17 protein-coding genes are annotated in these 20,687 nt (G+C 73.8%); 4 read left to right on the top strand and 13 right to left on the bottom strand.

Translation table 11 applies throughout. The features are described from left to right. Window positions 1–41: 41 nt before the first annotated feature. From ACGFQ9_RS30765 to ACGFQ9_RS30790, 6 genes are all read right to left on the bottom strand, one after another. A complete protein-coding gene (locus tag ACGFQ9_RS30765) occupies window positions 42–1,046 on the bottom strand; it encodes a proline racemase family protein (RefSeq protein ID WP_393578317.1) in 1,005 nt (334 codons plus the stop codon). 41 nt (window positions 1,047–1,087) lie between these two features. Continuing rightward, window positions 1,088–1,987, bottom strand: a complete 900-nt coding sequence (locus ACGFQ9_RS30770; protein WP_393578319.1) for a dihydrodipicolinate synthase family protein — start codon at window positions 1,985–1,987, stop codon at window positions 1,088–1,090. A 74-nt stretch (window positions 1,988–2,061) separates the two neighbouring features. After that, entirely contained in the window at window positions 2,062–3,678 is a 1,617-nt protein-coding gene (locus ACGFQ9_RS30775; RefSeq protein WP_393578321.1) for an NAD(P)/FAD-dependent oxidoreductase, read from the bottom strand. Next, the gene (locus ACGFQ9_RS30780; RefSeq protein WP_393578322.1) at window positions 3,659–3,994 is read right to left on the bottom strand and encodes a (2Fe-2S)-binding protein; all 336 of its coding nucleotides are present in this window, start codon (window positions 3,992–3,994) and stop codon (window positions 3,659–3,661) included. The genes ACGFQ9_RS30775 and ACGFQ9_RS30780 overlap by 20 nt, the downstream gene beginning before the upstream one ends. After that, window positions 3,991–5,154: an NAD(P)/FAD-dependent oxidoreductase gene (locus ACGFQ9_RS30785; RefSeq protein ID WP_393578323.1), complete on the bottom strand. Its 1,164-nt coding sequence runs from the start codon at window positions 5,152–5,154 to the stop codon at window positions 3,991–3,993. Before ACGFQ9_RS30785 ends, ACGFQ9_RS30780 begins: the two co-directional genes overlap by 4 nt. Before the next feature lie 58 nt (window positions 5,155–5,212). Then, window positions 5,213–7,609, bottom strand: coding sequence for a collagenase (locus tag ACGFQ9_RS30790; protein WP_393578324.1), 2,397 nt, complete (start codon window positions 7,607–7,609; stop codon window positions 5,213–5,215). Between the two features lie 185 nt (window positions 7,610–7,794). Here ACGFQ9_RS30790 and ACGFQ9_RS30795 point away from each other — a divergent pair, with 185 nt between their 5' ends. Further along, window positions 7,795–9,183, top strand: coding sequence for an aminopeptidase P family protein (locus ACGFQ9_RS30795; RefSeq protein ID WP_393578325.1), 1,389 nt, complete (start codon window positions 7,795–7,797; stop codon window positions 9,181–9,183). Between the two features lie 67 nt (window positions 9,184–9,250). On the opposite strand, the gene ACGFQ9_RS30800 is transcribed toward ACGFQ9_RS30795, so the two are convergent. From ACGFQ9_RS30800 to ACGFQ9_RS30810, 3 genes are all read right to left on the bottom strand, one after another. Next, a complete protein-coding gene (locus ACGFQ9_RS30800; protein ID WP_393578326.1) occupies window positions 9,251–9,670 on the bottom strand; it encodes a hypothetical protein in 420 nt (139 codons plus the stop codon). Between the two features lie 87 nt (window positions 9,671–9,757). Continuing rightward, window positions 9,758–10,156 carry a RidA family protein gene (locus ACGFQ9_RS30805; RefSeq protein ID WP_393578327.1) on the bottom strand — a complete coding sequence of 133 codons (399 nt, stop codon included), beginning with the start codon at window positions 10,154–10,156 and terminating at the stop codon, window positions 9,758–9,760. Further along, window positions 10,153–11,325: an acyl-CoA dehydrogenase family protein gene (locus ACGFQ9_RS30810; RefSeq protein ID WP_393578328.1), complete on the bottom strand. Its 1,173-nt coding sequence runs from the start codon at window positions 11,323–11,325 to the stop codon at window positions 10,153–10,155. Before ACGFQ9_RS30810 ends, ACGFQ9_RS30805 begins: the two co-directional genes overlap by 4 nt. Window positions 11,326–11,465: 140 nt before the next feature. On the opposite strand from ACGFQ9_RS30810, the gene ACGFQ9_RS30815 reads away from it, so the two are divergent. Continuing rightward, window positions 11,466–13,073 carry an AMP-binding protein gene (locus tag ACGFQ9_RS30815; RefSeq protein ID WP_393578329.1) on the top strand — a complete coding sequence of 536 codons (1,608 nt, stop codon included), beginning with the start codon at window positions 11,466–11,468 and terminating at the stop codon, window positions 13,071–13,073. Window positions 13,074–13,123: 50 nt separating this feature from the next. On the opposite strand, the gene ACGFQ9_RS30820 is transcribed toward ACGFQ9_RS30815, so the two are convergent. Beyond that, window positions 13,124–14,335 (bottom strand): RNA-guided endonuclease InsQ/TnpB family protein, encoded by a 1,212-nt coding sequence (locus ACGFQ9_RS30820; protein ID WP_393578331.1) that lies wholly within the window; start codon window positions 14,333–14,335, stop codon window positions 13,124–13,126. Window positions 14,336–14,487: 152 nt separating this feature from the next. Here ACGFQ9_RS30820 and ACGFQ9_RS30825 point away from each other — a divergent pair, with 152 nt between their 5' ends. Both ACGFQ9_RS30825 and ACGFQ9_RS30830 read left to right on the top strand, forming a co-directional pair. After that, window positions 14,488–15,297: a PaaX family transcriptional regulator C-terminal domain-containing protein gene (locus ACGFQ9_RS30825; RefSeq protein WP_393578332.1), complete on the top strand. Its 810-nt coding sequence runs from the start codon at window positions 14,488–14,490 to the stop codon at window positions 15,295–15,297. 257 nt (window positions 15,298–15,554) lie between these two features. Further along, window positions 15,555–16,394, top strand: coding sequence for a GNAT family N-acetyltransferase (locus tag ACGFQ9_RS30830; protein WP_393578333.1), 840 nt, complete (start codon window positions 15,555–15,557; stop codon window positions 16,392–16,394). A gap of 50 nt (window positions 16,395–16,444) precedes the next feature. Here the strand turns inward: ACGFQ9_RS30830 and ACGFQ9_RS30835 are convergent, their stop codons facing one another. The 3 genes from ACGFQ9_RS30835 to argF all read right to left on the bottom strand — a co-directional run bounded on the left by ACGFQ9_RS30835 (window position 16,445) and on the right by argF (window position 20,641). Continuing rightward, on the bottom strand, window positions 16,445–18,736 hold the full coding sequence (locus ACGFQ9_RS30835; protein ID WP_393578335.1) for a bifunctional salicylyl-CoA 5-hydroxylase/oxidoreductase: 2,292 nt from the start codon (window positions 18,734–18,736) through the stop codon (window positions 16,445–16,447). Between the two features lie 2 nt (window positions 18,737–18,738). Continuing rightward, window positions 18,739–19,566: an enoyl-CoA hydratase family protein gene (locus tag ACGFQ9_RS30840; protein WP_393578336.1), complete on the bottom strand. Its 828-nt coding sequence runs from the start codon at window positions 19,564–19,566 to the stop codon at window positions 18,739–18,741. A 64-nt stretch (window positions 19,567–19,630) separates the two neighbouring features. Beyond that, window positions 19,631–20,641, bottom strand: coding sequence for an ornithine carbamoyltransferase (gene argF / locus ACGFQ9_RS30845; protein WP_393578463.1), 1,011 nt, complete (start codon window positions 20,639–20,641; stop codon window positions 19,631–19,633). Between the last annotated feature and the right edge of the window lie 46 nt (window positions 20,642–20,687).

A 20,687-nucleotide genomic window follows, 5' to 3' on the forward strand; every position in this document is an offset into this window, starting at 1 on the left:
CGGAGCGGGCGCCGCCGGAGCGGGTGTCGGGTGGGCCGGGTTCACAGCAGGAACCCGGCGGGGAAGGGGTCGGTCGGGTCGAGGAAGTACTGGGCGGTGCCGGTGATCCAGGCCCGGCCGGTGACGGTGGGCACCACGGCGGCCCGGCCGCCGACGGTGGTCTCGGCGACCAGCCTGCCGGTGAACTCGGTACCGATGAAGGACTCGTTGACGAAGTCGGTGTCCAGCGGCAGCAGGCCGCGGGCGTGCAGCTGCGCCATCCGCGCGCTGGTGCCCGTGCCGCAGGGGGACCGGTCGAACCAGCCCGGGTGGATCGCCATGGCGTGCCGCGAGCGGACGGCGTCGGAGCCGGGGGCGGCGAGGTAGACGTGCTTGACCCCGGAGATGCCCGGGTCCTCGGGGTGCACGGGACGGTCCGGTCCGGCGTTGATCGCCTCCATGACCGCGAGGCCTGCGGCCAGGAGGTCCTCCTTGCGGGCGCGGTCGAAGGGCAGCCCGAGGGAGTCGAGTTCCACGAAGGCGTAGAAGTTGCCGCCGTAGGCGAGGTCGTAGGTGACCGTGCCGTATCCGGGTACGTCGGCCTTGAGGTCGAGGCCGGCGCAGAAGGCGGGGACGTTGGTGAGCGTGACGGCCGTCGCCGCGCCGTCCTCGACGCGGACGTCCACGCTCACCGGTCCGGCGGGGGTGTCCAGGCGTACGGTGGTGACCGGTTCGACGGCCGGCACCATGCCCGTCTCGACCAGGACGGTGGCGACCCCGATGGTCCCGTGCCCGCACATCGGCAGCAGCCCGGACACCTCGATGTACAGCACGCCGAAGTCGGCGTCCGGGCGGGTGGGCGGCTGGAGGATCGCGCCGCTCATCGCGGCGTGGCCGCGCGGCTCGTACATGAGCAGGGTCCGGACGTGGTCCAGGTGCTCGATGAAGTGCAGGCGCTTCTCGGCCATGGTGGCGCCGGGGATCACCCCGACGCCGCCCGTGATGACGCGGGTGGGCATGCCTTCGGTGTGCGAGTCCACCGCGTGGTAGATGTGACGGGTGCGCATGGGGTCTCCCCTGGCTGTGGCGGGCTGTGGGTGGCGGCCTGTCAGCAGTGGCCGTCGGCGAGGGCCTTCTCGGTGGCGGCTCGGACGGCGGCCTCGGTCTCGCCGGTGAGCGCCAGGCGCGGCGGCCGGGTGGGGCCGCCCGGGCGGCCGGCCAGGTCCATGGAGAGCTTGATCGCCTGGACGAACTCGGTCTTGGAGTCCCAGCGGAGCAGGCAGTGCAGGGCTTTGTAGAGGGGCAGGGCGGTCTCCAGGTCCCCGGCGACGGCGGCCCGGTAGAGGGTGGCGCAGGAGGACGGGAGGGCGTTGGGGTAGCCGGCGATCCAGCCGACCGCGCCCGCCAGGGCGAGTTCGAGCAGGACGTCGTCGGCACCGATGAGGAGGTCCAGGCCGGGGGCGAGCTCGGCGATCTCGTAGGCGCGGCGGACGTCGCCGCTGAACTCCTTGACGGCGACGATGCTGCCGTCGGCGTGCAGCCGGGCGAGGAGGGCCGGGGTCAGGTCGACCTTGGTGTCGATGGGGTTGTTGTACGCGACCACGGGCAGGCCGGCCCTGGCGACCTCGGCGTAGTGGGCGCGGACGGCGGCCTCGTCGGCGCGGTAGGCGTTGGGCGGCAGCAGGAGGACGGAGCCGGCGCCCGCCTCGGCGGCCTGCTCGGCCCAGCGGCGGGACTCGGCGCTGCCGTAGGCGGCGACGCCGGGCATCACGCGGGCGCCGTCGCCGGCCGCCTCCACGGCGGTGCGGACCACGCGGGCGCGCTCCTCGTCGGTGAGCGTCTGGTACTCGCCGAGGGAGCCGTTGGGGACGACCCCGTCGCAGCCGTTGGCGATCAGCCAGGCGACGTGCTCGGCGTAGGCGTCGTGGTCGACGGAGAGGTCGGGGCGCAGCGGCAGGGTGGTGGCGACCATGATGCCGTGCCAGGGGGTGCGGGGTGCGGCGCTCATACGGGACTCCCTAGTGTGGTGTGTGACATTTTACTGCGTGGTGTGCGGGCGCCACAAGGGGTGGCGCACGGGTGTCAGTCTTCGGTGGTGGGTGCGGCGGGCGCGGCGGGCGCCGTCGGCGCGGCCGGCGTGGTCGGCGCCGGAGGCAGGGCGGCCAGCAGGCTCAGGGGGACCGGGCAGGACAGCGGGCGGCGGTCGGCGGCGGGCTCCGCGCCGGCCAGGGCGGCGACGGCCTGGCCGCACATGCGGCCCTGGCACCAGCCCATGCCGGCCCGGGTGAGCAGCTTGACCGTACGGGCGTCCCGCGCTCCGAGCTCCTCCACGGCCTCGCGGATCCGCCCGGCGGGCACCTCCTCGCACCGGCAGACGTCGGTGGCGTCGGTGACCCAGCCGGTCCAGGCTTCGCCCGGGCGGTGGGCGGCACCCATGGCCTCGGCGAAGGCGCGCAACCGGGCGCGGCGACGCCGCAGCCGGGCGAGCCGTTCGGGGGTCCCGCCGCGCAGTGCGTCGGCGATGGAGTGGGCGGCCAGTTCGCCCTCGGCCAGGGCCAGTTGGGCGCCGCCGATGCCACCGGTCTCGCCCGCCGACCAGATACCGGGGACGGAGGTGCGCTGCCCGGTGTCCAGGGCCAGAGCGGGGGTGCCGTCGGGGGCGAGCCGGGTGGCGCAGCCGAGGCCGGTGGCCAGTTCGAGCTGGGGGACGAGCCCGTGCCCGACGGCGAGCGCGTCGCACGGGATCCGGCGACGGGTGCCGGGCACGGGCCGCCAGTCGCGGTCCAGCCGGGCCACGGTGACGGCCTCGACGCGTTCGGCGCCGTGCGCCTCGACCACGGCGTGCCGGGTGAGCAGCCGGACCTGACGGCGCGCCAGCGCCCCGCCGAAGACGGCCCCCTCGGCGAGCTTGCCCGGATTGCGCAGCAGGGCCGGCAGCCGGCCGGCGTAGGCCAGGTACGACGCGGCCTCGACGACGGCGGGGACCCGCGCCCCGGCCGCGGCCAGCGATCCGGCGACGGCCAGCAGCAGCGGTCCGCTGCCGGCCACCACCACGCGCCGCCCGGGCAGTACGAGCCCGGACTTGAGCATGGCCTGCGCCCCGCCGGCCCCGACCACCCCGGGCAGGGTCCAGCCGGGGAAGGGCAGTTGGCGCTCGTACGCCCCGGTGGCCAGCAACACCGCCCGGGCCCGCACGACCGCCGCCCGCTCCTCGGGCCCGACCACGGCATGCAGCAGCCACTGCCGCTCCCGCTCCACGACCGGCTCCGGGGCCGAGCCCGACCCCGGAGCCGGAACCGGGGCCGGAGCCGGAACCGGGGCCGGAGCCACCGTCCAGACGTGGTGGCCCGGCAGGTACCTCAGCCGGCCCGCCGCCTCGTGTGCGCGCAGCCGTGCCTCGCGCGTCGCGAAGGCGGACCAGCCGTGGTGCAGGGCCTGCGGGCGGGTGGCGCCGAGCGCGGGGTCCGGGTGGCGGTAGTACTGGCCGCCGGGCCGGTCGCCCGCGTCCAGCAGGGCCACGCTCAGGCCGAGGTCGGCGGCGGTGACGGCGGCGGCGAGCCCGGCCGGCCCGGCGCCGACGATCGCGAGGTCCGCGACGGCGGCGTCGGACGCGGGGGCGGAGGAGCCCGACCCACCGGGCCCGGGGTTCGGTGACGCGCCCTGCCGGGGAGCGGGCGGGTCAGACGGCGAGGTCGGCACGGCCGGTTCCCTCCTGGGTGGTGACGGTGTCCCCGGGGCGGGCCGGGACCAGGCAGGCCCGTTGGTTCGGGCGGCCGTTGACGGTGGCCAGGCAGTCGTAGCACTGGCCGATCCCGCAGAACGCGCCGCGCGGCGAGCCCCCGTCGCGGGTGGTGCGCCAGGCCAGGATGCCCGCGCCCCACAGGGCGGCGGCGATGGACTGGCCGGCCTGCGCCGGGATCTCCCGGCCGTCGAAGCGGATGGCGTACGCGGCTTCCGGCGCTCCGCCGACCAGGTCGCGCGGGGTACGGCCCCCGCTGCCGGTGCTGTCGCTCATCGGGGTGCCTCCGCGAAGCGGTCGGGGCGGAACGGGGTCGGGTCCAGCGGCGGCGCCTCCCCGGTCAGCGCCGCGGCGATCAGCAGACCCGTCGCCGGGGCCAGGCCGATGCCGGCACCCTCGTGGCCGCAGGCGTGCAGCAGGCCCGGGACCCGCGGGTCGGGGCCGATCGCCGGGAGGTGGTCGGGCAGGTACGGGCGGAAGCCGTGGTAGGTGCGCAGCACCTTGACGTCGGCCAGCACCGGGAAGAGGGCGGCGGCCTGGGCGGCGAGTCGGCGCAGCGCCTCCGTGGAGAGCGAGCGGTCGAAGCCGACGCGCTCCCGGGTGGCGCCGATCAGGACCGGCCCGGCGGGCGTGCCCTCGACCACCGCCGAGGACTGCAGGGCGGCGGAGCCGCTGGCCACGTCCGCGATGTAGTCGGCGGCGTAGACCTTGTGCCGGACCACCCTCGGCAGCGGTTCGGTGACCAGGACGAAGCCGCGGCGGGGCAGCACGGGCAGGTCGGTGCCGGCCAGCGCGGCGACCGCGCCGCCCCAGGTGCCGGCCGCGTTCACCACGGCGGGGGCGAGGAGTTCGCGGCGGTCGGTGCGGACTCCGCGTACGGCGCCGGAGGGTTCGCGGAGGATCCCGGTGACCTCTTCACCGAGGTACCGCGCGGCGCCGGACGCGGCGAGCAGGCGGGCCGCCGCCTGGGCGGGCTGGACCTGGGCGTCCTGCGGGTAGTGGAAGCCGCCGGCGAGACCGGGCGCGAGGTGCGGCTCCAGCTCGCGGAGCTCCTCCGGGCCGACCTCCCGCGCGTCCACGCCCGCGGCGCGCTGCCCTTCGGCGAATCCGCGCAGGGCCTCGAGGGTGGTCCCGTCGGGCGTCACGACGAGACCACCCTTGGGCTCGTACTCGGTCTCCGGCGGTAGGACGGAGGCCAGTTCGCGCCACAGCCTCGTGGACAGCAGCGCGAGATCGAGCTCGGGGCCCGCCTCCTTGTCGGAGACGAGCAGATTGCCTTCCCCGGCGCCCGTCGTGCCGCCCGCGACGGGACCGCGGTCGACGACGGCGACGGACAGGCCGGCGCGGCTCGCGTAGTACGCGCAGGCAGCGCCGACCACACCGGCGCCGATGATCACGACGTCGGGGGAGGCATCCAGGGGGTGTCTCTTGGGCACGACAGTAATATGTCACATAGTTCTGTGCGTGCCTAGGGCCCCTGATCTGCGAGTCCGGTCAGCCGCGCAGCGGACCCTCACAGCTGTAGGACGAGGTGCCCGCCACCTTGTTGGACCAGATCTCCACCGGCCCGAAGTGGCAGTTCATGTCGGCCAGGTTGTTGGAGGCCGCGCCCGCCCGGTCGAGGATGAAGTAGTCCACCGTCTCGGACATGTCCTTGAAGTTCTGGTCGTCGCTGCGCCAGTTCTTCAGGTTGGCGGTGATCCGCCCGGTGCAGGTGAACCGGCGCTTCCCGGGCTCCCCGTTCTCCACGCAGTCCGGCGTGTTGTACGTGGCCGTGGCGAAGGAGGACTTCACCGAGGCCAGCGCCGAGTCGCGCAGCTGGTCGACCGGGGTGAACGAGGTGTTCGGCACGTACAGCTGGTCGACCTTGGCGATCTGGGCGTCCAGGAAGCGGTCGTAGTCCCGCTGCAGGTACGTGTCGGAGCCCATGCGGTGGCGCCACGCGTCGTACGCGGCGACGTCGTTGCCGCGCAGGTGCGTGTACATCTCGCGGAGCAGCGAGGGCTTCTCGGTCCACAGGAACTCGAAGAAGGTGCCGGCGTACGAGTAGAAGCGGAAGCCGTCGCCGTCGTAGGTGGCGTTCATGATCTGCTCGACGCTCATCCGCGGACCGCCGCCCGCCGTGTCGCCGATGATGCTCTTCACCAGGGACTTGCGCACGGCTATGCCGTTGTCGCGGGTGGCGCCGTCGAAGAACTCGGCGGTGCCCTCGTCCATGGCGGTGGTCCGGTCGCCCTCGTACCAGGGGCCCTCGCCGAAGAAGCCGGGCACCGCGTACCGCCCGTTGAGGTAGTGCGTGTACTCGTGGCGGAACAGCTCCTCCAGCGTCAGCGAGGAGTCCTGCGGGACGCGCCGCTCGTAGGTGTAGAAGGTGGCGCCGCGCTCGATGTAGATGCCGCCGTTGTTGGTGCCCATCCCGGTGAGGATCGGGTGGTACCGCTCGTAGTCGGCGCGCGAGGCGTAGAGCACGATGTTCAGCGTGGTGTTGGGGTCCCCGGCGAGCGGCTGGTCCGTGCCGAGCACCCGGTGGTACTGCGCCTTGACCTGCTTGCTCGCGTAGTACAGCTTGTCGACGGTCGCCTGCGGGAGCCCGGTGCGGACCTTGATGGCCCCGTTGTCGTAGGTGTACGTGTACGGGAAGATCCGCTTCTCGATGTCCTCCTTGCAGACCCCGTACGGCTTGCAGGCCTCGTAGAAGTTGAGCCAGGAGACGAGCGTGGCCCACTGCTCGCTGCCGGAGCCCCAGTCGCGCTCGACCGGTCCGAGCAGCGCGCCGAGGTCGGCGACGGTGGCGTCCTTGAGGCCGGCGATCTGGCCGAAGCGGGCGTACTCGCTCAGCGCGTCCCGCGCCGCCCAGTCGTTCGCGGTGCCCTTGAGGTGGGTCCAGCCGGCGAAGGCCTTGAAGGCCGCCCGGTAAGAGGGGTCGGCGGCCACCGCCGAGTGGAAGGCGTTGTCCTGGTTGCCCGGGTACACGCCCAGGTAGTTGACGGAGAGGCCGGCCAGGGCGGCACCGGCCCAGCCGGCGTCGCGGTTGGTGGCGGGCCGGTCCGGGCCCATCGTGGCGAGCACGTTCTTGATCAGGCCGAGCTGGTGCTGGCGCAGGCCGGGGGCGCTGGCCGCGTACAGGGCCTCGCGCAGGGTCCGGGCGTTGGAGGGGGTGACGTCGAAGGTGCGGGCGGCACCGGCGAAGCCGGCGATCGCCTGGCGCATCGCGTCCACGGTCGGGGCGTCGGTGACGTCGATCTCGGTGCGCGAGAAGTCGTGGTAGGCGACCGCGTGCAGGTAGGTGAACATCTCCTCCAGGTGGGAGGAGTTGCGGCCGTCGTGCGCGGCGGCCAGCCCGGATATCCGGCGGGACACGGCCTGGACGTGGGCGTCGGACATGACGGGGACCAGGCGCGCGTCCCAGGTCCAGATGATGTCGCGGAGGCAGCCGTCGGCGAGCACGGCCGGGTCGGCGAGGAAGTCGGCGAACTGCTCCGGGCCGAGGTTCCTGATCCCGTCGAGGGTGCACGGCACCCCGGCGGCGGTGGTGGCCGCGCCCTGGGCGAGCGTGCGCTTCGTCGCGGCGGGGGCCTTCTCGGCGGGGCCGGGGACCTTGGCCGCGTCCTTGGCCTTGGCGCCGGGCTTCACCGTGCGGCCGCCGGGGATCCGGCTCGCGGCGGGGACGTTCTCGGGGGCGGAGGCGAGCCGGTCGACCTCGTCGAACGGGTTCTGGCCGGGGGCCGACGCGGCGCCGGCGCCGGAGCCGAAGGTGCCGGGGAGCGTCGCGGCCACCGGGGCCGCCGGTGCGGTCCGTTCCGCGGCGAGGCTCACGGCCTGCCCGGCGGAGGCGACCAGAGCCACGGCGACGGAGGTGGCGAGGAGGGAGGAACGCACAGCTCTGTGCATGGACACCAAGAACTCCTGTGGGAGGGGAGGTGGGGGAAATGGTGCTGCGGAACGTCAACTGCCTTGCGTCACACGGCATTTGAGCGCAGTTCACGAGCCGCGGTGTGAGCTGTAACATAGTAATGTGAAATTGCACTGACAAGACCTGTGCGCCCACCAGTTCGCATCAGACCCGGGGAGCCCCTGTGACCGATCGCCCCGCCCCGCTCAACATCGGCAGCCACGACCTGCCGGTATCACCCGAGTTGTCCCGCTTCATGGCGGGCGACTGGGCGCCCTCCCCGCTCGCGGCGTCCGAACGGGTCACCGCCTTCGACGTGACCCCGGCCCGCCGGGCCCGCCTCTCGGCGCGCTTCCCGGGCGAGCGGCTGATCGTCCCGGCCGGCGAGCTCAGGGTCCGCACCAACGACTGCGACCACCGGTTCCGCCCGCACAGCGCGTACGCCTGGCTCACCGGCCTGACCGGCGAGGACCAGGTCGGCCACGTCCTGGTGCTGGAGCCGTCCGGCCCGCACGGCCACGAGGCCGTCCTCTACCTGCGCCCCCGCTCACCCCGGGCCGACGGAGGCGAGGAGTTCTTCCGGGACCGCCGCTACGGCGAGTTCTGGGTCGGCCGCCGGCCCGACCTCGCCGAGGCGGAACGGCTCACCGGCATCCGCTGCGCACACCTGGACAGCCTCGGCGCCCCCGGCCTCCTCGGCTCACCGGCCGGCCGCAACGCCGCCACCGACTCCGAACTGGCCACCGCCCTCTCCGAGCTGAGGCTGGTCAAGGACGCCTGGGAGGTGGCCCAGCTGCAGCTCGCCGTGGACCACACCACCGCCGGCTTCGAAGACGTCGTACGCGCCCTGCCGCGTGCACTCGCCCATCCGCGCGGCGAGCGCTGGATCGAGGGGGTGTTCGGACTGCGGGCCCGCGCCGAGGGCAACGGCACCGGGTACGAGACCATCGCCGCGTCCGGCGCCCACGCCTGCGTGCTGCACTGGATCCGCAACGACGGCGCGCTGAACCGGGACGAACTGCTGCTGCTGGATGCCGGGGTGGAGACGGACAGCCTCTACACCGCGGACGTCACCCGGACCCTCCCGCTCTCCGGGCGCTTCTCCCCCGTGCAGCGCCAGGTCTACGAACTCGTGCTGGCCGCCCAGGAAGCGGGCATCGCCGCACTGCGGCCCGGCGCCAGCTTCCGGGACTTCCACCGGGCCGGCATGCGCGTCATCGCCGAGGGCCTGGCCGAATGGGGCGTACTCAAGGACGCCGAGGGCGACCTTCACCGCCGCTACACCCTCTGCAGCAGCGGCCACATGCTGGGGCTCGACGTCCACGACTGCGCCAAGGCGCGCGCCGAGACGTATCTGGACGGGGTCCTGGAGGAGGGCCAGGTGCTCACCGTCGAGCCCGGCCTCTACCTCCAGCCCGACGACCTCACCCTCCCCGCCGAGCTCCGCGGGATCGGCGTCCGCATCGAGGACGACCTGGTCATCACGGCGGAGGGCGCCCGACTGATGTCGGGCGCCCTGCCGCGCACCGTGGCGGGTGTCGAGGAGTGGATGGGTTCCCTGCTGGAGGGCTAGGCCCTCTGCGGTGTCAGCCCTCCCGGCCTCGGCCGGGAGGGCTCGGGTCAGCTCGGGTCAGTTCGGGTCAGTGGCCGCCGTGGCCACCCCAGCCGTCGCCGCCGTGACCGCCGTGACCGCCGTGCCCGTCCCAGCCGTCACCGCCGTAGCCGCCGCGGCCCCAGTCATCGTCGTTCCAGTGGTGGCCGTTGCCGCCGCGACCCCAGTCGTCGTGGTCCCAGCCGTCGCCGCCGCCGTAGCCGCCATAGCCCACCCAGTAGGGGCTGTAGCCGCCATAGCCGCCGTAACCGCCGTAACCGCTCCAGTCGTTGTCGCACCAATGGCGGTCACGCCAGTCGCGGTCGCACCAGTGACCGTCGCCGGTCTGGACCTGGGGAACGCTCTGCGGGGTTGAGGCGGCGAATGCAGCGCTGACGGGCATGAGACCGAGGGTGAGCCCGGCAGCCCCTGCCAGAACTGCCGCTCCGATCCTACGGCGCATCTTCATGCACCTCCGAACATAGTTGACGGAGAACATTCCGGGGCATTTCAACCGTCCACCCGACCCGGGCCGCTGTCAAAATCAGTCGAACACTCACTCGATGACGGCGATCCCGTCGAGCTCCACCATCGCCTCCTCGTCCCACAGCCGGGTGATGCCGACCACCGCCATCGCCGGATAGTCCCGCCCCGCCAACTTCCTCCAGATCCGGCCCAGTTCGGGTGCGTGCTCGCGGTACGCCGCCACGTCGGCCGCGTAGACGGTGACCCGGGCGAGCCGGTCCGGAGTACCGCCCGCCGCGGCGAGCGCGGCGAGCAGGTTGGCCAGCGCACGCTCGAACTGCTCGGGCAGGGTCTTCCCCACCACCGCGCCCGCGCCGTCCAGCGCCGTCTGCCCGGCCAGCAGCACCAGGCGCGTACCGGAGGCGACCACCGCGTGCGAGAAGCCGGTGGGCGGGGAGAGTTCCGCCGGGTTGACCCGTTCCAGGCTCATCGCGCCCCCTCCGCCACGCCGGCCCCGCCGGCCCCGCCCGCGGGCCCCGCCACGCCCGCCTCGCGGTACAGCTCCCTGGCGATGATGGTGCGCTGCACCTCGCTGGCCCCCTCGTAGATGCGCGGTGCCCGCACCTCGCGGTACAGGTGTTCGAGCAGGTGGCCGCGCTGCAACGCCCGTGCGCCGTGCAGCTGTACCGCGTGGTCCACCACGTACTGCGCCGTCTCGGTGGCCAGCAGCTTCGCCATCGCCACCCGCCGGGCCACGTCCGGTGCCCCCGCGTCGTACGCGGCGGCGGCCGCGTGGACCAGCAGCCGGGCCGCCTCGGTCCGGGTGGCCATCTCCGCGATCCGGTGCGCCACCGCCTGGAGGTCACCCAGCACCCCGCCGAACGCCTCCCGCCGGGCGGTGTGCGCGAGCGCCGCATCCAGGGCTGCCCGGGCCATCCCCACCGCGAAGGCCCCCACGCTGGGCCGGAAGCGGTTCAGGGTGTCCATGGCCAGCCGGAACCCCCGGCCGGGCTCCCCCAGCAGATCCCCGGGCCCGACCGGCACCCCGTCGAAGGCCAGGGCCCCGATCGGGTGCGGCGAGAGCATCTCCAGCGCTTCGCCGGTCAGCCCGGGGCGGCCGGCCGGGACCAGGAAGGCGGTGACCCCGCGCGCCCCGGCGGCCTCCCCCGTCCGGGCGAACACGGTGTAGAAGTCCGCCTCCGGGGCGTTGGAGATCCACCGCTTCTCCCCCGTGAGCCGCCATCCCTCCCCGTCCGGCTCCGCACGCAGCTCCAGCGCCGCCGCGTCCGACCCGGCGCCCGGCTCGCTCAGCGCGAAGGCGGCCACCGCCGCTCCCCGCCGTACGGCCGGCAGCCAGCGCTCCCGCTGCGCCGCGCTGCCGCCGCGCAGCACCGGGTAGCCCCCGAGCCCCTGCAGGGCCAGCGCGGTCTCCGCCTCGGTGCAGCCGTACGCCAGGGACTCCCGCAGCAGGCAGAGCTCCAGCGCTCCGGAATCGAACATGCGCTCCAGCAGGCCGAGTTCCCCCAGGGCGGCGAGCAGGGGCCGGTTGACCCGGCCGGGCTCCCCGCGTGCCGCCAGCGGGTGGAGCTGCTCGGCGGCCAGGGCGCGCAGCCGCCCGGCCCGTTCCTCTTGTTCCTTCTCCAGCGCGAATTCGGGCATCGATTGTCCCCAGTTTTATCGCGTTCAGTTGACTGCCGTCACCGTCACGATACGCTCGATGGCGCGACCGCACGGCCGGCTCCATCCACTCGGTCCCGCACAACGGGGCCCGGACCGTTGTGCAAGGGGGCGATCCCGCCTTGGAACTCCTGCCTTCCGCCCATGCCGACACCTTCGCCCGCGACCACCTGCCACCCCGGCACGCCTGGCCGGACCTGGTCTTCCCGTTACCCGAACTGGCCTACCCGGACCGGCTGAACTGTGCGGCCGAGCTGCTGGACGCCACCGTCGCGCGCTTCGGCCCGGACCGGCCGGCCTTCCGCACCGCCACCGGCGAGGTGTGGACGTACGGCGTGCTCCAGGAGCGGGTGGACCGGATCGCCCGGGTGCTCACCGAGGACCTGGGCGTGGTCCCCGGCAACCGGGTGCTGCTGCGCGGCCCGACCGGCCCCTGGCTGGCCGCCTGCTGGCTGGCGGTGGTGAAGGCGGGCGCGGTGGCCGTCACCGTGCTGGCGCAGCAGCGTGCCCAGGAGCTGGCCACGGTGTGCGCGATGGCCCGGGTGCAGTTCGCGCTGTGCCACACCTCGGTGCTGGCGGACCTGGAGCGGGCCGCCGTCCCCGGCCTGCGGATCACCCCGTACGGCGGAACGGACCCCGGCGACCTGCTGCGGCTGACCGGGGAGCAGCGGGGCGGGCCCTTCCCGGCCGTGCCCACGTCCGCCGATGACGTGGCGCTGATCGCCTTCACCTCCGGGACCACCGGCCGGCCCAAGGGCTGCATGCACTTCCACCGTGACGTGCTGGCCGTCGCCGACACCTTCTCCCGGCAGGTGCTGCGCCCGCGCCCGGACGACCTGTTCGCCGGCAGCCCGCCGCTCGGCTTCACCTTCGGCCTCGGCGGCCTGGTGGTCTTCCCGCTGCGGGCCGGGGCCTGCGCGCTGCTGCTGGAGCAGGCCGGCCCCAGGCAGCTGCTGCCGGCCCTGGCCGAGCACCGGGTGACCGTGCTGTTCACCGCGCCCACCGCCTACAAAGCCATGCTCTGCGAGCTGGACGGCCACGACCTGTCCGCCCTCCGCCGGTGCGTCTCCGCCGGGGAGAACCTGCCGGCCGCGACCTGGCGGGCCTGGCACGAGCGCACCGGCCTGCGGATCATCAACGGCATCGGGGCGACCGAGCTGCTCCACATCTTCATCTCCGCCGCCGACGAGGACATCCGCCCGGGCACCACCGGGCGGGTCGTGCCCGGCTGGCAGGCCCGGGTGGTGGACCCGGACGGCAAGCCGGTGGCGGACAACGAACCGGGGCTGCTCGCGGTGCGCGGCCCGGTGGGCTGCCGCTACCTGGCCGATCCGCGGCAGGGCGAGTACGTGCGCGACGGCTGGAACCTCACCGGGGACACCTACGTCCGCGACCCGGAGGGGTACTTCCGCTACGTGGCCCGCGCCGACGACATGATCATCTCGGCGGGGTACAACATCGCCGGCCCGGAGGTGGAGGAGGCCCTGCTGCGCCACCCGGACGTGCTGGAGGCGGCCGTGGTGGGGCGGCCGGACGAGCGGCGCGGCCAGATCGTGGTGGCGTACGCGGTGACCCGGGAGGGTTCTGCGGTGTCGGAGGACGTGCTGCGGGCCTTCATGAAGGACGAGCTGGCCCCGCACAAATGCCCGCGGACCTTCGTTTTCCTGCCCGCGCTCCCCCGGACGGCGACCGGGAAGATTCAACGCTTCCGGCTGCGGGATCTAGATTGAAACCTCCCCTCCTTGAGGGGAGGGGATTCCTGGCTCACTTCGCCTGGCACCTAGCAGGTGATGGGACTTACAAGATCGGCACCAGCCGGGTTGAGACCAGCCCGGACGAGTATCACGGCTGCGGAGTTCTTGTCCCTGGGGGACACCGCTCCGCACGCGGTGCACTCGTACGTTCTCATCGAGAGGGGGAGTGCGTGCTTGGCTCTCGCTCCGCACTTGGCGCAGTCCATCGTGGTGTGCGCGGGGTGGACCAGATACAGGGTGCGCCCGTGCTTGCGGGCCATCTCGACCAGCGCCGTCTTCGTCGCGCCGATCGCGGCGTCGGCCACCTTGCGGGCCATCGTGGACTTCGCCAGGAACTTCGGCCGGAAGTCCTCCACCGCGATCGTGCCGAAGTCGCGGACGATGGTCTTGGCCCACTTGCGGCCGGCATCCTGCCGCTGCCAGGCAATCTTCTTCGACACCTTCGACGCCTGGCGGCGGGCCTTGCGGTAGCCGGCGGTGTCGGGCCGGTTCTTCGGCGTCGCGCGGCGGGCCATCATCCGCTGGTACCCGGCCAGCTTCACGGCAGCCGTCTTGCCGTGCTGGGGGTGGGGCAGGTCGTGGGTGTCGGAGGTGGTGGTGGCAGTCTCCTTCACGCCCCAGTCGATGCCGATCGCCCGGCCGTTCTCCGGCAGGCATTCGATGGCGGGCGAGGCCACGACGAACGAGGCGTACCAGTGGCCGAGGCTGTCCCGGTACACCCGCACCGACGACGGAGCGGCGGGCAGGTCCCGGGACCACACCACCGTCAGTACGATCCCGCCCGCCAGGCGCAGCCGCCCGTCCTTGAGGCGGAAACCCCGGGTTGTGTAATTCAGTGTGGGCAGCGCCTCACGCTTCCGCTTGATGCGGGGCATCCCGGCCCGCTGCCGCACCGGCAGCCCCGCCTTGATGTCCTTGACCGCCTTCGCCCGGGACTTTGCGAAGTCCCGGATGACTTGCTGCTGTGGAACCGAGCTACCTTGCCGCAGCCAGGCCATCGACCGGCGGGCCCCGGTCAGCATCCTGTCCAGCTGTGCCGGACCACACGTCGTCTTCTCACCCGTGGCGGCCTCGTTACGGGCGTGCACACGGCGGGACACAGCCACACACTCGTTCCACACCCACCGGCACCGCGCCCACTCACCCTCAAGACCAGCGCGCGCGGTGGACGACACCCGAAGCCGGAAGGTATACCGGGCATGCCCGGTCCCTTCGGCGGCCAACGCTGTCGTCGTCATGGGCTGGAAGCTAACAGTCACCACTGACAACGGAAACGAGTGCAGGTCAGCACAGATGCGTAGAGAACTCCGCCGCGTCGCGGCTCCGGCCCATGGACCCGTTTCTCCCCGGCATTCAGACCGGGGAGAAACGGAAGACATCAGGTGACCACGTGGCCGAGCAGCACACTCCGCGATCCCTGATCGTCACCTTCTACGGCGCCTACGGGCGGGCCGCCGAGGGGCCCGTCCCCGTGTCCGCGCTGGTCCGCCTGCTGGGCGCGGCCGGCGTGGACGCCCCCTCGGTGCGGTCCTCGGTGTCCCGGCTCAAGCGGCGCGGGTTCCTGGTGCCCGGCCGGGCGGCGGACGGCTCCGCCGGCTACGGCCTCTCCGACGAGGCCCGTGAGCTGCTGGAGGACGGCGACCGGCGGATCTACGCGGCCCCGCCGGCCGCCGCCGGGGAACCGACCTGGCTGCTGGCCACCTTCTCGGTCCCCGAGCAGGAGCGGAACAAGCGGCACCTGCTGCGCTCCCGGCTGGCCCGGCTGGGCTTCGGGACGGTCGCGCCGGGCCTGTGGATCGCCCCCGCGCACCTGGAGGACGAGACCCGGCACACCCTCGACCGGCTCCAGCTCACCGCGTACGTGGAACTGTTCCGCGGCGGGCACCTCGGTTTCGCCCCCACGGCGGAGGCGGTGGCCCGCTGGTGGGACCTGACCTCGCTGGCCAAGCAGCACGAGGAGTTCCTGGACCTGCACGAGCCGGTGCTGCGGGGCTGGCAGAACGGCGCGGCCCCGGACCCGGAGGCCGCCTACCGGGACTACCTGACGGCCCTGGACAGCTGGCGCCGCCTCCCGTACGCCGACCCCGGCCTGCCGCGCGCCCTGCTGCCCTCGGACTGGCCGGGCGACCGCTCGGCGGCGGTCTTCGCGGAGCTGCACGCCCGGCTGCGGGACGTGGGCGCGGCCTTCGTCGGGCTCTGACCGTCGCGCCGGTCCGGCGCGGGTCAGCCCGGGCCCGGCGGCCCGGTGCCGTGGCTTGCCGCTCCGCGGGCTGTTCCCCTCCCCGCCCTTTCCCGAAACCGGGCTCCGCCCCGGGCCCCGTCCGGGGACTGTACGGCCGTTCCGGGCCTGCGGGCGGTCCGTGGCCGGTCGCGCAGTTCCCCGCGCCCCTGGGTTGGTGGCCCGAGAGCACGGTGAAATCGAGTGCGCGGTGGACGGGAGATCCGCGACCATGGGCCATGACCTGGACCTTCACGCGTGATCTGAACTCGTACCTCCGGACCGCGGGGCCCGCCGTGGCCGCGAACGCCGTCTCCAACACCATGCTGCTCACCGTGGCCGATGCGCTGGCGCGGCGCGGTCCGCACGCCTTCGGGGACGAGGACCCGGTCTTCGGCTGGTGGACCGGTCCCGACGGGCGGGTGGCCGGGGCGCTGCTGTGGACCCCGCCGCATCCGCTGCTGCTCGGTGCCGTGCCGGCGGAGGCGGTGGCCGCGCTGGGTGCGGAGCCGTTGTTCGCCGCGGCCGGCGGGGTCAACGCCCGGCGGGCCGACGCCGAGGCGCTGGCCGCGGCCCGGGGCCGGCCGGCCCGGGTGGAGGAGGAGCAGCGGCTGTACCGGCTGCCGGGGCGGGAGGGGCTGGTCCCGCCGGATCCGGCTCCGGCGGGCGGTTCCCGTCCGGCCGTCCCGGACGACCTTCCGCTGCTCCTGGAGTGGTTCGCGGCCTTCGCCCGCGACGTCGGCGACGACTTCGTCCCCTCCGAGGCCGCGCTCCTGGACCGGCTCTCCTACGGCGGACTGCTGCTCTGGGAGGACCCGGACGGGACGCCCGTCTCCATGGCGGGCTTCTCCCGCACCATCGGCGGCACCGCGCGCCTCTTCCCCGTCTACACCCCGGCTCCACTGCGCGGCCGCGGCTACGCCGCCGGCGTCACGGCCGCCGCGAGCACGGCGGCGTACGCCTCCGGGGCCGAGGAGGTGCTGCTGTTCACCGACCTGGCCAACCCCACCAGCAACGGCGTGTACCTGCGCCTGGGCTACCGCCCCGTGGAGGACCGGGCGGTGATGGACCTGGCCTGACGGGCCTGCCCGGGCCGGGGTCAGTCCGGGCCGGCTCAGCCCTTACCGGCTCAGCCCTTGCCGGTCGGCGGTTTGCGGCTGCCCGCCCGGTAGGGGGCCGGCCAGGGCGCGGCGGGGCCGTCGTAGCCCTGGTCCGCGGCCGCGTGCAGGGTCCAGTGCGGGTCGTACAGGTGCGGGCGGGCCAGGGCGCACAGGTCTGCGCGGCCGGCCAGCAGGAGGGAGTTGACGTCGTCCCAGGAGGAGATCGCGCCGACGGCGATGACCGGGACGCCGAGGGCGTTGCGGATCCGGTCGGCGTAGGGGGTCTGGTAGGAGCGGCCGTATTCGGGGCGCTCGTCGGCGACCACCTGGCCGGTGGAGACGTCGATGGCGTCGGCGCCATGCGCGGCGAAGGCGGCGGCGATCGCCACCGCGTCCTCCTCCGTGGTGCCGCCCTCCGCCCAGTCCGTGGCGGAGATGCGGACCGTCACGGGGCGGTCCTCCGGCCAGACCGCGCGGACCGCGTCGAAGACCTCCAGCGGGAACCGGAGCCGGCCTTCCAGGGTGCCGCCGTAGGCGTCCGTACGGCGGTTCGTGAGCGGGGAGAGGAAGCCGGACAGCAGGTAGCCGTGCGCGCAGTGCAGTTCCAGCAGGTCGAAGCCGCAGGCCGCGGCCCGGGTCGCGGAGGCCGTGAATTGATCGCGGATCCCGGCGAGTTCGGGCTCGGTCAGGGCGTGCGGGGTCTGGTTCAGGCCCGGCCGGTAGGGCAGCGGGGACGCGGCCGCCACCGGCCAGTTGCCCTCCGGCAGCGGTTCGTCGATGCCCTCCCACATGACCCTGGTGGAGCCCTTGCGGCCGGAGTGGCCGAGCTGGACGCCGAGCGCGGTGCCCGCCGCGGAGGTGTGGACGAAGTCCGCGATCCGGTGCCACGCCTCGGCCTGCTCGTCGGTGTACAGGCCGGCGCAGCCGGGGGTGATGCGTCCTTCGGGCGACACGCAGACCATCTCGGTCATCACCAGGCCGGCGCCGCCCAGGGCGCGGGAGCCGAGGTGGACCAGGTGGAAGTCGCCGGGCACCCCCTCCACGGCGGAGTACATGTCCATCGGGGAGACCACCACCCGGTTGCGCAGGGTCAGGCCGCGCAGCCGGTACGGGGTGAACATCGGCGGGGTGGCGGCGTCGGGGCAGCCGAAGTCCCGCTCGACGCTGCGGGTGAAGCGGGCGTCGCGCAGCCGCAGGTTGTCGTGGGTGACCCGGCGGCTGCGGGTGAGCAGGTTGAAGGCGAACTGCCGGGCGGGCTGCCCGGTGTACCCGGCAAGGCCCTCGAACCAGCGCATGCTGGCGGCGGCCGCGCGCTGGGTGGAGGCGACGGCGGGCCTGCGGGCCTCCTCGTACGCGGCGAGGGCGGCGGGCACGTCGCCGGGCGCCGCGCCGACGGCGTCGGCCAGGGCGAGGGCGTCCTCGACGGCCAGTTTGGTGCCCGAGCCGATGGAGAAGTGCGCGGTGTGGGCGGCGTCGCCGAGCAGCACCGTGTTGCCGTACGACCAGCGCTCGTTGACGACGGTCCGGAAGGCGGTCCACGCCGAGCGGTTTCCGCGCAGGGCGCGCCCGCGCAGCGCCTCGCCGAAGATCTTGGCGCAGCGGGCGGCCGACTCGGTCTCGTCGCAGAGGTCGAACCCGGCCGCGTGCCACACCTCCTCGCGCATCTCCACGATGACCGTGGAGGAGCCGGAATCATTCTGTGGCCCGGAGGGCCTCGTTGAGGGGTGGCGGTCGGGCGACGGGCGGGCGTAGGGGTAGCCGTGGAGCTGCATCACGCCGTGCTCGGTCTCGGCGATCTCGAAGCGGAAGGCGTCGAAGGCGAAGTCGGCGGCCAGCCAGATGTAGCGGCAGCGGCCGGTGGTGACGGTGGGCCGGAGGTGCTCGGCGAGGGCCTCGCGGGTGGCGCTGTGCACCCCGTCTGCGGCGACCACCAGGTCGTACGAGGCTGCCAGCGCGGCCGGGTCCGGGGCCTCGCGGCGCAGCCGCAGGTCCACGCCGAGGCCGGTGCACCGCTCGTGGAGGATCTCCAGGAGGCGGCGGCGGCCGAGGGCGGCGAAACCGTGGCCGCCGGAGGTGAGCAGCCGGCCGCGGTGGACGATGTCGATGTCGTCCCAGCGGACGAACTCGGCGGACAGTGCCGCGTACACCTCCGGGTCGGCGCTCTCGATGCCGCCGAGGGTCTCGTCGGAGAGCACCACGCCGAAGCCGAAGGTGTCGTGGGGTGCGTTGCGTTCCCACAGGGTGACCTCGTGGCCGCGGCGGGCGAGCAGCGCGGCCGCGTACAGCCCGCCCGGTCCTCCGCCGGTGACGGCGGCCCGCACGGCTACCGTCCCCGCCAGGCGGGCGGGCGCCGGCCGGTGAACGCCGCGTGGAACTCGGCGTAGTCCTCGCCGTTCATCAGCAGGGCCTGGGTGGCGGCGTCCAGTTCCACCGAGGCGGCCAGCGGCATGTCGAGTTCGGCGGTGAGCAGGGCCTTGGTCTGGGCGTAGGCGAGGGCGGGGCCGGCGGCGAGGCGGTCGGCGAGTTCGGCGGCCCGGACGCCCGCCTTGCCCTCCTCGGTGAGCTCGCCGAGCAGGCCGATGCGCATCGCCTCGTCGGCGTGGACGGGCTCGCCCAGCATCAGCAGCCGGGTGGCGTGGCCGAGGCCGACCACGCGGGGCAGCAGGTAGGCGGCGCCCATGTCGCCGCCGGACAGGCCCACCCGGGTGAACAGGAACGCGAAGCGGGCGGTGGGGTCGGCGATCCGGAAGTCGGCGGCGAGCGCGAGGACCGCGCCGGCGCCGGCGGCCACGCCGTGCACGGCGGCGATCACCGGGAAGGGGCACTCCCTGATGGCGCGCACCACCTGGCCGGTCATCCGGTTGAAGTCCAGGAGCTGGGCGGTGTCCATGGCGAGGGTGGCGCCGATGATCTCGTCCACGTCGCCGCCGGAGCAGAAGCCGCGGCCTTCGCCGCCGAGCACCAGGGCCCGGACGGAGCGTTCACGGGAGAGCTCGGCGAGCAGATCGCGCAGGTCGGCGTAGGCGCCGAAGGTGAGCGCGTTCAGCTTCTGGGGGCGGTCGAGGGTGACGGTGGCGACGCCGTCCTGCCGGGTGACGCGGAGGTGGCGCCACCGTTGCGTGCCTGCTGCGGAACCGGTGAAGGGGCTCACGGTCCCGACGGTAGCACCGATCCGTGACTGTCGTCATGAACTCGCGATAAACCGCGCCGTATGACTATGCGGCGGGTCCCGCGAGGGTGGCCACCATGACGGCCTTGATGGTGTGCAGCCGGTTCTCCGCCTCGTCGAAGACCACCGAGTGCGCCGACTCGAAGACCTCGTCGGTGACCTCCAGGGCGGTGAGGCCGTGCCGCTCGTGGATCTCCCGCCCGACCTTGGTGCCGAGGTCGTGGAAGGCCGGCAGGCAGTGCAGGAACTTCACGTCCGGGTTGCCGGTGGCGCGCAGCACGTCCATGGTGACCGCGTAGTCGCGCAGCGCCTCGATCCGCTCGTCCCACACCTCCTTGGGCTCACCCATGGACACCCAGACGTCGGTGGCGACGAAGTCGGCCTGCGCGACCCCCTCGGCCACGTCCTCGGTCAGGGTGATCCGGGCGCCGCTGGCCTGCGCGAGCTCCCGGGCCCGGGCCACGACCGGCTCGGCCGGCCAGTACGCCTCGGGAGCGACGATCCGTACGTCCATGCCGAGCAGGGCGCCGGTGACCAGGTAGGAGTTGCCCATGTTGAACCGGGCGTCGCCGAGGTAGGCGAAGGAGACGGCTTCGAGGGGCTTGTCCGTGTGCTCGGTCATGGTGAGCACGTCGGCCAGCATCTGGGTGGGGTGCCAGTCGTCGGTCAGCCCGTTGTAGACGGGGACGCCCGCGTACGCGGCGAGCTCCTCGACGGAGTCCTGGCTGTCGCCCCGGTACTCGATGGCGTCGAACATCCGGCCGAGCACCCGCGCCGAGTCCCTGACCGACTCCTTGTGGCCCAGCTGCGAGCCGGAAGGGTCCAGGTAGACGGTGTGCGCACCCTGGTCGGCGGCGGCGACCTCGAAGGCGCAGCGGGTGCGGGTGGAGGTCTTCTCGAAGATCAGCGCGATGCTGCGGCCCTGGAGCCGGCGCACCTCGGTGCCCGCCTTCCTGGCCGCCTTCAGTTCGGCGGCCAGCTCGACCAGGCCGCGGAACTCGGCGGCGGTGAAGTCGAGTTCCTTGAGGAAACTGCGGCCGGCGAGGTCGATGGCCATGAGGTGCTCCAGGGTGGCGCGGGACAAGGGGGCTATGGAAGTCTAT

The organism is Streptomyces sp. NPDC048603, from assembly GCF_043199475.1.
Classification (GTDB): domain Bacteria; phylum Actinomycetota; class Actinomycetes; order Streptomycetales; family Streptomycetaceae; genus Streptomyces.

Bases quoted from the DNA above. Each gene is read 5' to 3' on its own strand.
- ACGFQ9_RS30805 (WP_393578327.1), bottom strand. From the start codon at position 10,156: ATGAGCCTGGAACGGGTCAACCCGGCGGAACTCTCCCCGCCCACCGGC.
- ACGFQ9_RS30765 (WP_393578317.1), bottom strand. From the start codon at position 1,046: ATGCGCACCCGTCACATCTACCACGCGGTGGACTCGCACACCGAAGGC.
- ACGFQ9_RS30810 (WP_393578328.1), bottom strand. From the start codon at position 11,325: ATGCCCGAATTCGCGCTGGAGAAGGAACAAGAGGAACGGGCCGGGCGG.
- argF (WP_393578463.1), bottom strand. From the start codon at position 20,641: ATGGCCATCGACCTCGCCGGCCGCAGTTTCCTCAAGGAACTCGACTTC.
- ACGFQ9_RS30830 (WP_393578333.1), top strand. From the start codon at position 15,555: ATGACCTGGACCTTCACGCGTGATCTGAACTCGTACCTCCGGACCGCG.
- ACGFQ9_RS30780 (WP_393578322.1), bottom strand. From the start codon at position 3,994: ATGAGCGACAGCACCGGCAGCGGGGGCCGTACCCCGCGCGACCTGGTC.
- ACGFQ9_RS30790 (WP_393578324.1), bottom strand. From the start codon at position 7,609: ATGCACAGAGCTGTGCGTTCCTCCCTCCTCGCCACCTCCGTCGCCGTG.
- ACGFQ9_RS30770 (WP_393578319.1), bottom strand. From the start codon at position 1,987: ATGAGCGCCGCACCCCGCACCCCCTGGCACGGCATCATGGTCGCCACC.
- ACGFQ9_RS30820 (WP_393578331.1), bottom strand. From the start codon at position 14,335: ATGACGACGACAGCGTTGGCCGCCGAAGGGACCGGGCATGCCCGGTAT.
- ACGFQ9_RS30800 (WP_393578326.1), bottom strand. From the start codon at position 9,670: ATGAAGATGCGCCGTAGGATCGGAGCGGCAGTTCTGGCAGGGGCTGCC.